The sequence below is a fragment of the Nostoc sp. genome (genome assembly GCF_036917355.1).
Taxonomy (GTDB): domain Bacteria; phylum Cyanobacteriota; class Cyanobacteriia; order Cyanobacteriales; family Nostocaceae; genus Nostoc.
Genome location: NZ_JBALDP010000021.1, coordinates 46,782 through 58,703 on the forward strand (window position 1 = coordinate 46,782; position 11,922 = coordinate 58,703).

The window sequence follows — 11,922 nt, forward strand, 5'->3', positions numbered from 1 at the left end:
GATAAGTTAAGTTTATTACTCGTACAAAAATAAAATTAAAATAAGCATTATCCAGTATTTTTACCTTTCATTGCGGAAACCAGACAGCGTAAACTGTAGCAGAAGTATTAGCCAAAACTATTGCAGCTAAGAGACAATGAGCGAAACTAGCCCCAGACGAATTGTAATTGGGGATGTGCATGGACACTATGAAGGTTTAATGACACTGTTGGAGGCGATCGCCCCCACGTCAGAAGATCGAGTCTATTTTCTGGGAGACTTAATCGATCGCGGACCTCATAGTGCGCAAGTAGTTAATTTTGTCAAGCAAAATAACTACTCATGTTTGTTGGGAAATCACGAGCAGATGTTACTAAACATTCTGACGAATGAAAGGACTTCCTCTTCGACGATGCAAGCATGGCTGTTTGGTGGAGGGCAAGCTACCGTGGCCAGTTACCAAGAGGCTCCAATTCCTGATGACCATCTGGATTGGTTAAAAGCTTTGCCTACATACCTTGACTTAGGGGATATTTGGTTAACTCATGCTGGTGTTGACCCTTCCAAGTCGGTGACAGAACAAACTGCCGATGAACTGTGCTGGATACGAGAGGAATTTCACAGCATTGAAAAACCCTACTTTCCAGATAAACAAATTATCATCGGTCACACCATTACCTTTACCCTGCCGGGTGTTTCTCCTGGTAAACTGGCCCAAGGAAAGGGATGGCTAGACATAGATACTGGCGCTTATCATCCCCGGAGTGGCTGGTTGACTGGACTAGATGTCACAAATCAGTTGGTTTATCAAGTTAATATCTTTAAAAACTATATCCGTATCCTGCCTTTAGAAGAGGTTGTAAGTACAGTTGATCCAGCCAAAATTAAAGTCGATCGCCGCAATAGGAATTGAGGAATATTTGAAATGAGGGGGAGAAATCAATTCAAAATTCAAAATTCAAAATTCAAGAATTTCTGCCCCCTGCCTGGTTGTTGAGCCTAGTCGAAACACTGCCCCCTGCCTCCTCTTTCCCAATTTCCTCAAGACTTCGCTAATGGTCGAATATTTGCTTTATAACTAGCATTATCCAAGCCAGATTTTCCATTACTAGGTTGAGAGTTAATTGCACGTCTGAGGGCATCAATGCGATCGCTGGTTCCGGGGTGTGTACTCAAAAATGTTGGACTAGAACCACCCTTTTTCAGCAGCTTTTGCATAAAAGAGACCATTGCTGACTGGGCATAACCAGTGCGTGTCAAAGTTCGTAGTCCTCTTTGATCGGCCTCAAATTCATTTTTACGACTGCGTGGTAAGTCTCGCGCTAACTGTACACCAATTTGCACTGCGGAATTTCGATCTAAGCCAGCCGCCGTTAATAGACCACTTTCGAGGGCTTTTTGCTGCATCTGCTTGACTACGTGTTTGCCGCCAATGTGACCAATTTCATGGGCGAGTACACTTGCCAGTTCCGCTTCATTATCTGCGGTTTTCAGCAAACCCGTGTGGACATATACATAGCCGCCCAAGGTCGCAAAGGCGTTAATAGCGTCATCCTCAACTATCTGGAAAGTATAGGGGAGATCGGGGCGATCGCTATTCGCTGCTAAACGCCGACCAACTTGTTCTACATAACGATTCACTTCGGGATTGCGGTAAAGTCGGACTTGACTGCTGACCAATTCCTGATTAATCTGCTTACCAAGATCAACTTCTTGATTAGGAGATATATTAGAAAGCTGAAATGCCTGAACTCCTTGGAGTAGAAGAGGTAAGAAATCTAAAGTTCTTCCAGGCAAGGGTGTACTCAGGCACAGACTCAGGGCGACTACCACTGAAATTAGGGGATAAAACCAGCGACGCCGCCATACACGGTAATTTGCAGCAAAACCTTTCCAATTGAACATAATACGCTCTGAAGATTATTTCGGGAGAACACAAAATGAGGGGACAAATCATGAGACGGATTTAGAGGATTCTAAGTTGCATTCTTAACTCAAGACCAAAGGAGTTGTCATACAGATAATCTTGATGCAAATCTACCGAATTGCGTAAGGCTAGGGATTCTCTCTAGAGATAGGCTTAAAAACTAGATTTTACTTTCTAAGTGCGTCAGTATTAACTGGTAAAAGTTTCAGGGTTAGCTGCCGTACCTCGGAAATTACGAACTCGTGATAAACTGTCGCATAACTGCAACCCTTGAATACTTTGAGTTATTACCAAATAGGGAAAATTACTGTTTCCATCGAAAACTTTCTGGCTACAATCCATTACTTCGCTATTACCTCGGAAAACTTTTTATGGCTATTTTAGATTCAAAAGGTCGCTTGTTTGGCAAAATAAATCTCCTAGATTTAGGTGCTTTACTAGTAATTTTGCTAGTTATCTTTGGCATCTTTGTTTTTCCTGGCACTTCTGGTTCTGTTGCCCAAGTTGGGGCGAAAACAGTACCCATAGAAGTAGACTTAGTAGTTCGTGGTTTGAATGTACGCGACCCGGAAAAATTAATCGACAATGGTTTAAAAAAAGGTGGGAAAACCAACGTAATTATCCGCAATCAACCCTACGGACAGATTGAAATTAAATCTATTCAACAGCTACCAAGAACAGTCAATGTTTTCCAACCTGATGGCACTGTTAAAGAACTACCAGATCCCAAGAGCAACAATTACAGTACAGATTTTCTTTTAACTTTAGATGGCAAAGCCCAAGTTACTGAAAGCGGGCCAGTTTTAGGTAACAGTAAAGTTAAAATTGGGATGCCATTTGAGTTAGAAGGCTTTAACTACAACTTCAATGCAACTGTCATTGATATAAGATTGAAAGACAAATAGTATTATCACTTTTGTTGATAATTTTCTCTAGCAATCTTATTAAACATCTGGTGAAACAGAATGTAGAGACGCGTTAGCACAGCGGGGCGTTCGCGGAGTCGAATTTCGCGTCTCTATGACTCATGTTAATTAAGCAAAGGCAAAAACTTGCGAATTAAACCGATTGTCACTGCTGGCAATTCCAACTGTGGTGTCAATCCGACATCTTCCAACTGTTGAAAAAATCGGATCGCTAAGGGATTGATTTCAGCAAGGCGGCGACCAATTGAGGGGCCTGTAAATTGCGACTTTTGTCCCCAAATAATGGCAGTGGGAGTGGCTAATTGTTGAATGTAAAGGGATAAATCAAAGCACAAATCACCACGTACAAAGGACAGTGCTGCATACTCAGCATTAGGCTGTTGGGCAGATTCTAGATAAGCATCTACAATCTCTTGGTAGACTCGATTGGATTGAGCAAATTGCCGTTGTTCTAAGAAGCTGCGAATACCACCACTAGTAGCAATTCCAGTGCTGTAAAGTAAACGATCGACAATGGGAACGCTAACTAACTGGGCAAAAAAACTCCGGGAGTAGTCTTCGCCAAAGTCAGAAAGTCCGGCGGGGGTGGTAAGAATTAAAGACTGGAATAAATCAGGACGATTTGCTGCTACGCGAATTGTAAATGCTGCGGTCAAAGAAGAAGCGATTGCTGTTACTGGCCCAGTACAAGTTTGCTCGAAAAACTCCCGAATCGCGATCAAATAATCCTCAACTTTATAACTCCGTGCTGGATGTTCAGACCTACCCCAACCGAGCAAATCTGGCGCAATGACCCGATATTCAGCCGCAAAAGCCGGATAAACTTTCGACCACTCATAAGCAGAAGACCCACCACCAAAGCCGTGGAGGAATACCAAAGTTTCCCGATCGTCTTTGGCTGTCACATCATCCTCCCAAGGCGCTCCAGCAGCAGTGTAATATACCATTCTACCTAGTGAGGTATCTATAGAGCGTTGTTCAAATCCTAGTGGTTGAAACATAAGTCTTTTTTTGTTGACTGTAGTGATTCGTTGGCACAAGTAAGACACGATACCTGGGAGGCAGGCACACAAAGAGAAGATTCGATAATTTTTCCGCCTCCCCTTTCGTCACCCTAGATGTTTACCGCACTCAGTGGTGAGTAAATTAATAAGCACTTAATACTTGCGTATTTAGTAAGAGCAACGTTCCTTGTAGGCAGTCTTTTAACTCAGCACTCTTCATGTATCTAGTTCAAACTCCCCACTCATTGTTATTATCAGCGAACCAATCACTCTCAGACTTCTCGCTAGCGTCAGATTAAGTAGATATAAAATTACTGGATTACTTGTAAAGATTTGGTGCTTTTTTTCATAAAAATAAAGTAACTGAACGTTGAAATTACTGCTCTATAAGGGTTTTTCATGGTAACGAGGCTCGCTCCAGCGTGAATCCAGCATAAGTTTTTATGGTAGTCTATCAAAAAACCGATAAATAATTTTGAGCGTCAACACGTCAAAAATAGTTAAAACGCTTATTTTAATAAGCTGTTAATTCTACTTATATATGTAGAAAACGCAGCTTTTGATGTATAACTAATCTGATTTTTATCTAAGTAATAGTAAGGCGGGATGTCATGGTAAAGCAGGCTACTCTTCAATCAAATAAACTACCAACGATTGAAGATGCTAAATTTGCGCTTGACAACTTGAATATACAAAACGAAATTAAAGCTTCAGCTAGGCGGGGTCAGGTCGAGCCAGTTTTTGATGATGCCAGACTTACTGTACCTACTTGTATTTGTTTAGACTTAGAAGACTTGAAGTGTTTTGAAGCAGTAGAGCGCCAATATGAACGTTGGGGAGTCATTTTTCACAATTCTCTAGCAATACAGCCATCAAATCCAGCATTTCCAACCTATTCAGGGCTAATAGTCTTAATGGGAGCGCCCAAAAGCGGATTTTTAGAAGCTACTTTCTTGCGTCCAGTTAATTCGGTTAGTGCCTTTGTCACTAGTTCGCAACGGCTAGTGCTTTCCGCCTACGATCGCGATCGGCAACTACTCGCTCAAACTGCACTACCAAGCTCTAATCTTGCCAATTCCGACTCGCCAATTTCCCCCAATACCTTATTATCTATAAATGTGAATAACATTCACAGCGTTACCTTTTGTACTTTTGATGGTCAATTCACCCTTGATAACTTTCGTTTTTGTCTTTAAGTAAGACTTACCGGAGACAGACAGAGGGCAGCAGGCAAGTGGTCACTTCGACTACGCTCAGTAACCACTTGCCTGCCTCCTTAAGTACAAAATGCCCTTGCTCTGAGCGATTGAAAATGGTATCTTAATTTGCGCTGTGCTGTATTAGTCTACTCTCCGTCTATAAAAAAATCGGGCATTTTATGGTTTGAGCCTTCATTCTTTCTTCATCCATAGTAAAACTTATACAATAGGTAATTTCATAATCAAGTAGGTAAACACTGTGGCACAGGCTTCGTCTTCTTGGCAGCAATTGATCAACCAAATCCCCAACTGGAACTGGTCGCTTCCAAAATTCAAGACACAGGGAGCCATAAAGCAGCAAACATTTAAACGTTTCTCTGGCCCTGGGGGCTTTCTTGGGTTCCTGACAATTATCATTGCCATGTTGTTATGGAACTGGAAACTGCTACTGGCTCTCTTAATCGGCATTGGAGTAATGGTATTGGTTTACTCAATGCATGAGTGGGACTGGCAATTGCGCTGGTCAAAAATACGTAATTTCTTAAATAGTTCAAATCGTCGGTTAGTTTTAGCAGTTATCAGTGGTGGTATTGCTACTGTCAGCACTTACATGGCAGCGGCAATATGGGCCGACTCTCACAGTCACTGGATTGCTGCTGGTGCGATCGCGCAAGGTATGGGAACCCTGTTAACTTTAATTTTATTAGTATGGCAAATTGTCAACTTCTATGAAAATCGGGAAGAAGACCACCTCGATCGGTTGTTGATGAATTTAACAGAAAAAGATCCATTGAAGCGGTTGATTGCTCTAGGTCAACTAAGTAAATTCATCAGCCGTAAGCGAGTTGACTCTTCAGTGCAGCAAGATATTGTCCAATGCTTGCAACTCCTACTCAGTCGAGAGGAAGAAGTTGTAGTGCGAGAGGCAGCTTTTAAAAGTTTACAAGCCTGCGATCGCCTACAAGTGCTACCCCCCAAAACAGCAGTACCTTTCGTACCCGTATCAGCAAAAGTCAAACACCACGTTTATTAGTCATTTGTCACTTGTACTGAGCGTAGTCGTTGGTGCAGCCTCTCGTAGAGAAGTATTTGTCCTTTGTCCTTTGTCCTTTGCAAATGACCAATAACTAATGACAAATAACTATTTTCGAGACAATGTTCCATTACGAACTTGCACTATCGGATGATTGCACCGCCGTACCAATTGTTCATCGTGGGTGGTAACAATTACCGTAGCCCCAAAGGAATTTAACTTCTGGAGAATCTGGATTACTTGCCAGGAATTATCTGGATCGAGATTTCCAGTCGGCTCATCGGCCAACAGTAGGGGTGGTGTACCAACGATCGCACGGGCAATACTCACCCGTTGCTGTTCTCCTCCAGACAGTTGATCTGGAAAACAATCAGCTTTACTCAGCAAACCTACCAGCTTTAAGGTTGGTTCTAAACGTCGTTGAATTTCTTTACGGGTATACCCTTGAGCTTGCAGCACAAAAGTGACATTTTCTGCTACTGTTCGTTGGGTAATTAGTTTGTAGTCTTGAAACACAATACCAATTCGTCGCCGCAATAATGACAAGCGATCGCCCCGCAAATCCGCTACATTACATTCATCAACAATTACTTCTCCCTGTGTAGGCAACTCCTGGCCATACAACAGTTTCAAGAGCGTTGATTTTCCAGAACCACTTGGCCCCGTGATAAACAGAAATTCTCCCTTTTTTACCTCAAGGTTTGCATTCAATAAGGCGTGAGTGCCGTTAGCATAAGTCTTGCTTACAGATTGTAATTGTACCTTTGTAGTAGTATTGCTACCGTGCTGTTGAGTTTCACTGTCCTCTCCGCGAACGGAAAAGTCTTTCTTAACTTGAGTTGTTAATACTGGCATTGTTAAACTTTCCTCATACCCACAACCAAACAGTTTGCCTACTTAGATGTGACATTCTCCCCAAAATAAGGATTCCCAGGTTTCGCCTGGGAATTTAAATTTCAACAAAGAAAATTTAAAATTTTTTCAAGACTTTAATACTAACTAAGTAATAACACCCAGAACTTAGCATTCAGAACTCAGCACTCTTAACTCAGCACAGGCTAAACGCCCCGCTTCCGCTAACAGCACTCTTAACTAATTGCACCCCTGGCTGTCAAACGATAAACAAACGCTTTCACAGCAAATGCTGGCAAAGCCAGCATCCGCCGCCAGCGCCAAGGTTCTTGATAAAGGCGATACAACCATTCCAAATTATTATTTCCTAACCAGGCGGGAGCGCGAGTTTTAGTTCCCGACCAAATATCAAAGCTGCCACCAACGCCAATCCAAATTGCTTGGGGACACAAATGGCGGTTTTCGGCAATCCATAACTCTTGACGCGGCACTCCCAAACCAACAAAAATCACTTGTGGCTGCAATTGAGCCAGAGTTTGTCGCAATTGTGCTTCTTCTTCTGGAGAATGGTAGCCTGAGTGAGTGCCTACTATATTCAAATCTGGAATTTGCTGCTGCCAAAAATCTGCCGCATTTGCGGCCACTCCAGGCGCTCCTCCATAGAAAAATATCTTTGTCCCTGTCTTCTGTTGCCCAAGTGCTTGCAAAAGTTTTTCTGCTAATTCAATCCCTGGAAACCGCTGCACTTTTTGCCATAACAGCCATCGTAAATACAGAACAACCCCAGCTCCATCTGGAATTACCAGTTCAGCATTTTTAATCACCTGAGCTAATAATTGATTTCGCTCTGCCTGCATAGTCATTTCTGCATTGAGCGTTACGACATGAGTTCCTCTGCCTGTGTGCAGGCATTCTAACAACCAGCCTGGATAGTCAGCCATCACATGAACTGGTATTCCCAACACTGAAAATGCTTGATTGCCGTTAGACATAGCCTATTCTTAAGTAATACTCACACCAGATTTTGCATGAATGTTAAGTTTATCAAATTTTTTTATATTAGAACTTAGGCAAAAGAGATTCCCCTTTGCCCTTCAACGAGAGTAAGCATAATTAAACTAAATAGATATAAGAGTGAACAAAAATGTATATACGCAGCCTTGCTACGTATATATAAGGGTTTTAGATAACACATAATTAATTTCACTTCTCTGTCTATTAATCTTGGGCGCTTGTACTTGGGCTGAACCAGTCCAACTTTTATTGTTAAAGTGTAATATTCACTCAGTATAAAACGCTCAACTCGCAACTCTGGTTCCGGGAATAGAAGCCTCCACTATACTGCTTGCAGTTAGTGTGGGAGTATGTCACGAAACTCGACTTTATGGTTATAGTGTAACGGGCTGAAGTTGGCTATGAGTAAAATTCGTATCGCTCTGATTGAAGATCATGACCTAACTCGTGTGGGTATTCGTACAGCACTACAGCAAAAGGATGAAATTGAAGTTGTAGGTGAAGCTGCTAATGCTGCTGATGGTCTAAAAATGTTAAAAATGCTACAACCAGATATTGCCATTGTCGATATTGGTTTACCAGATAAAGATGGCATTGAGTTAACACGGGAGGTAAAATCTACTACTAATGGCCAGCAGCTACTTACAAAAGTCTTAATTTTGACGCTGCGGGATAACAAAGAAGCGGTGTTGGCAGCTTTTGCCGCTGGTGCAGACTCTTACTGTATGAAAGATATCAAATTTGATAATTTGCTGGAAGCAGTACGAGTAACTTACAATGGCAACGCTTGGATCGATCCAGCGATCGCTCGGATTGTATTACAACAAGCGCAACAAAATCCTCAAAAGTTGGAATCGGTTTTGGTCGATTCCAAGACTATTGCTCCTAACCCAGATTCTTTTGAGAATCTGGAAGGAATTCAACCTTACACCCTGACAGAAAGGGAATTGGAAGTGTTACAGTTGATTGTCGAAGGTTGTAGTAATGCAGTAATTGCGGAAAGACTTTACATCACAGTTGGGACTGTTAAAACTCACGTTCGCAATATTTTGAATAAGCTATGTGCCGATGACCGTACCCAAGCAGCAGTCCGCGCCTTGCGTTCTGGGTTAGTTGGATAAATTTAATTTTGGTGTGGATCGATTAAGGATAATCAAGGGAAACTCATAACTTGGAAAAGTTATATTTTCAACGTGAATAGCTTCTCTGGTTTTCTCTTATTTATTAGGTGGGATAAACATCATGTTTTCTCGCCATTCAAATATATAAAAACAAAAGTCAAATATGGCTGAGATTGGTACGGACAAACTTAAGCTCATGGTGGTAGATGATGAGCCAGATAACCTAGATTTACTCTACCGCACTTTTAGACGAGATTTTCAAGTATATAAAGCCAATCATGCCTTTGGTGCTTTGGAAATCTTGGATCAATTTGGCGAAATGGCAGTAATTATTTCTGACCAAAGAATGCCAGAAATGAATGGGACTGAATTTTTTAGTCGCACTGTAGAACGCTTTCCAGACACGATTCGGATTTTGTTAACTGGTTTTACTGATGTCGAAGATTTGGTAGATGCGATTAACTCTGGTCAGGTATTCAAGTACATTACCAAACCCTGGAATCCAGAACGGCTGAGAAGCTTAGTTGAGCAAGCCACTGATACATATCGCCTAGTTAAGAAGCGCACCCAAGAGTTGCGTCGGGCCCTACGGCGAGAATCTTTGTTTAATGCAGTAACAACAGCAATTCGGGAATCTTTAGACTACGATAGTATGCTGCAAAAAATTGTCGCAACTATTGGAGAAACATTTGAAGCTACCAGTTGCTTGCTCAAACCAGTAGAGGGCGATCGCCTCACACAAGACGAGTTCTTCTACCGCGATCCGAAATCTGATGTATTAGATTCCTTCTTCGACTCCAGTGTTTTAATTGAAAAGGTGCTGGAAACCCGTCATTATCAACTCGCTCAAGATATATATGAGGGTAATCCTAGTCACCACCTAGTTGTGCCACTTAGCTACCATCAGCATCTGTTAGCTGTGCTAACCCTCCACCAATGGGGACGCGATCGCCCTTGGGAAGACGAAGACATTCAACTAATTGCAGGTGTTGCCGAACAAGCAGCCTTAGCCCTCTCTCAAGCAAAACTCTACCAACGCCTCCAAGAAAAGCAACAGCAGATTCACACTGAGTTAGAGGTGGCTCGCCAAATTCAATACAACCTGCTACGCCAGAGTTTACCTGACATTAAAGGTGTGAAGGTACAAGCTTGCTGTTATCCGGCGCGTGAAGTAGGAGGCGATTTTTTTGAAGTTTTTGTCCATCCTAAAGGCGACTTGTGGTTGGCAGTGGGTGACGTTTCTGGCAAGGGCGTCCCAGCAGCTTTATTTATGGCTAGTATTATTTCAGTTTTGCGCCGAGAATTATCTCAAGAGACACCAGCAGAGCCGAATGTGGTTATGCAGAACCTTAACCACGCTCTCAGTGAAGATTTAATTAGCAACAATTATTTTGTCACTCTTGTGTTAGCTTGTTATACCCCTAGCACTAAGGAACTGGTCTACACTAATGCCGGTCATATTTATCCAATATTATGGTCGCGTCAAGGTGCTTTAGCCGAAAATCCCAATTACCTGAAAGTTCGCAGTGTTCCTTTGGGGATTTTGCCTAAGTGGCAGGCACAGTCTGGTCGCTTGGTTCTCGCTGCTGGAGACACATTGTTACTAGCCAGCGATGGCATTACAGAAGCAATGGTATCAAATAATCCTGATTCAACAGTAAAAACTGAGGCTGGGGTTGAGTCAGCGAACCGTTCGATGCTGAATCAAGATGGTCTTTGGCAACTCTTACAACAAGAGCAACAACCACTTTCTCTTAACCATTTACTAGCTCGCATCCAGGCAGATAATCACGTTCAAGAAGACGATCAAACTATACTTTCACTGGAGATTTTGTAAGTCATGAAAAGTGAGCTTCATGTACCAAGCGATTTGAATTTTCTGAATATTGTTGAAAACTGGTTGTTGGGATGTTTGAAAATTCAGCTAGGGGAATCTGTGGATTGGTCGCGGCAATCAAGTCGTTTGAGACTGGCTTTAGTGGAAGCCTACTCTAATGCAGTCCGTCATGCCCACAAGGATCAACCAAATTTACCCATATTACTACGTTTAGAAGTGAAAGACCGGGATTTTGCTCTAGAAATTTGGGACTACGGCGAAGGCTTTGACATGTCTAACTACTACGCTCCAAACCCGATGGAAAAGCAAGAAGGTGGTTATGGTTGGCTGATTATGAATCGTCTCATGGATAAAGTAGATTACAAGTTGCAGGTTAATGGCGCCAACTGTCTGAAGTTAGAAGCTACTTTACCCGAATTAGTCCAATAGACAAAAGTGACTATTTTTCAAGTCATGCTATTTATGAGTCAGAATTCAGAATTCAGGAGTCAGAATAAAGCTATGAATCCTGCGTGAGTAGGTGAGAAATATTGGTTTAAACTTTGCCCTTTGTAGTTATTTGCTACTTAATTTTCACGACGTAAAGTAAGTAACTCTTTGGGGGAAGCTAAAAGTTTAATTCTAGTATAAGAAATTTGCCGTTGTTGATTGAGGATAAATAGCCACAAGACATTGACACTACACCACGAAGTTTGTGCTTTGCCTGTTACCTGGACTTGGATATCACCATTTTCTAAAGTCTCGGCTATTCCTGTGTTGGGGTAAGCTTTGATGTTTTGACCTTCTTGTTTTAAGTAGGCTGCGATCGCATCTGTCCCGACAATATCAGATTCGAATGGCGGACGCATTACACCATCTATCGCAAATAAGGCAGCAGTTGCCTCAAATTCTCCTGCATTTAAGGTTTCAAAATAACGCAGTACGCTTGATTCTGTAATTCCCTCAATCTGGGATTCTTCTTTAAACTGCGCTGGCGATATAAATTCAGCAGAGGTCATAAAATTATCTGTATTATGGTATCTGAATATTA

General features: G+C 42.0%; 12 protein-coding genes. 7 read left to right on the forward strand and 5 right to left on the reverse strand.

Annotation, left to right across the window (positions count from 1 at the left end; translation table 11 throughout):
• The first annotated feature begins 136 nt into the window (after nt 1-136).
• Nucleotides 137-892, forward strand: a complete 756-nt coding sequence (locus V7K53_RS05650) for a metallophosphoesterase family protein (protein WP_335196640.1) — start codon at nt 137-139, stop codon at nt 890-892.
• A gap of 128 nt (nt 893-1,020) precedes the next feature.
• Here V7K53_RS05650 and V7K53_RS05655 read toward each other — a convergent pair whose 3' ends face one another.
• The gene (locus V7K53_RS05655) at nt 1,021-1,884 is read right to left on the reverse strand and encodes a M48 family metallopeptidase (RefSeq protein WP_335196641.1); all 864 of its coding nucleotides are present in this window, start codon (nt 1,882-1,884) and stop codon (nt 1,021-1,023) included.
• A gap of 393 nt (nt 1,885-2,277) precedes the next feature.
• On the opposite strand from V7K53_RS05655, the gene V7K53_RS05660 reads away from it, so the two are divergent.
• Entirely contained in the window at nt 2,278-2,811 is a 534-nt protein-coding gene (locus V7K53_RS05660) for a DUF4330 domain-containing protein (RefSeq protein ID WP_335196642.1), read from the forward strand.
• Nucleotides 2,812-2,936: 125 nt separating this feature from the next.
• Here V7K53_RS05660 and V7K53_RS05665 read toward each other — a convergent pair whose 3' ends face one another.
• The gene (locus tag V7K53_RS05665) at nt 2,937-3,833 is read right to left on the reverse strand and encodes an alpha/beta fold hydrolase (RefSeq protein ID WP_335196643.1); all 897 of its coding nucleotides are present in this window, start codon (nt 3,831-3,833) and stop codon (nt 2,937-2,939) included.
• A 614-nt stretch (nt 3,834-4,447) separates the two neighbouring features.
• Here V7K53_RS05665 and V7K53_RS05670 point away from each other — a divergent pair.
• The gene (locus V7K53_RS05670) at nt 4,448-5,032 is read left to right on the forward strand and encodes a hypothetical protein (protein WP_335196644.1); all 585 of its coding nucleotides are present in this window, start codon (nt 4,448-4,450) and stop codon (nt 5,030-5,032) included.
• A 262-nt stretch (nt 5,033-5,294) separates the two neighbouring features.
• The gene (locus V7K53_RS05675) at nt 5,295-6,068 is read left to right on the forward strand and encodes an armadillo-type fold-containing protein (RefSeq protein WP_335196645.1); all 774 of its coding nucleotides are present in this window, start codon (nt 5,295-5,297) and stop codon (nt 6,066-6,068) included.
• 108 nt (nt 6,069-6,176) lie between these two features.
• On the opposite strand, the gene ftsE is transcribed toward V7K53_RS05675, so the two are convergent.
• Together ftsE and V7K53_RS05685 are read right to left on the reverse strand one after the other, a co-directional pair.
• Entirely contained in the window at nt 6,177-6,923 is a 747-nt protein-coding gene (ftsE, locus tag V7K53_RS05680) for a cell division ATP-binding protein FtsE (RefSeq protein ID WP_335196646.1), read from the reverse strand.
• Between the two features lie 233 nt (nt 6,924-7,156).
• Nucleotides 7,157-7,912, reverse strand: coding sequence for a WecB/TagA/CpsF family glycosyltransferase (locus V7K53_RS05685; RefSeq protein ID WP_322697238.1), 756 nt, complete (start codon nt 7,910-7,912; stop codon nt 7,157-7,159).
• A 423-nt stretch (nt 7,913-8,335) separates the two neighbouring features.
• On the opposite strand from V7K53_RS05685, the gene V7K53_RS05690 reads away from it, so the two are divergent.
• The 3 genes from V7K53_RS05690 to V7K53_RS05700 all read left to right on the forward strand — a co-directional run bounded on the left by V7K53_RS05690 (nt 8,336) and on the right by V7K53_RS05700 (nt 11,321).
• Nucleotides 8,336-9,055 carry a response regulator transcription factor gene (locus V7K53_RS05690; RefSeq protein WP_334837069.1) on the forward strand — a complete coding sequence of 240 codons (720 nt, stop codon included), beginning with the start codon at nt 8,336-8,338 and terminating at the stop codon, nt 9,053-9,055.
• Nucleotides 9,056-9,218: 163 nt separating this feature from the next.
• Nucleotides 9,219-10,892, forward strand: a complete 1,674-nt coding sequence (locus V7K53_RS05695) for a SpoIIE family protein phosphatase (RefSeq protein WP_335196647.1) — start codon at nt 9,219-9,221, stop codon at nt 10,890-10,892.
• Nucleotides 10,893-10,895: 3 nt separating this feature from the next.
• Complete coding sequence (locus V7K53_RS05700; protein ID WP_094351551.1) at nt 10,896-11,321, forward strand: ATP-binding protein; 426 nt, start codon at nt 10,896-10,898, stop codon at nt 11,319-11,321.
• 137 nt (nt 11,322-11,458) lie between these two features.
• Here V7K53_RS05700 and V7K53_RS05705 read toward each other — a convergent pair whose 3' ends face one another.
• On the reverse strand, nt 11,459-11,890 hold the full coding sequence (locus V7K53_RS05705) for a ketosteroid isomerase family protein (RefSeq protein WP_335196648.1): 432 nt from the start codon (nt 11,888-11,890) through the stop codon (nt 11,459-11,461).
• Nucleotides 11,891-11,922 lie beyond the last annotated feature (32 nt).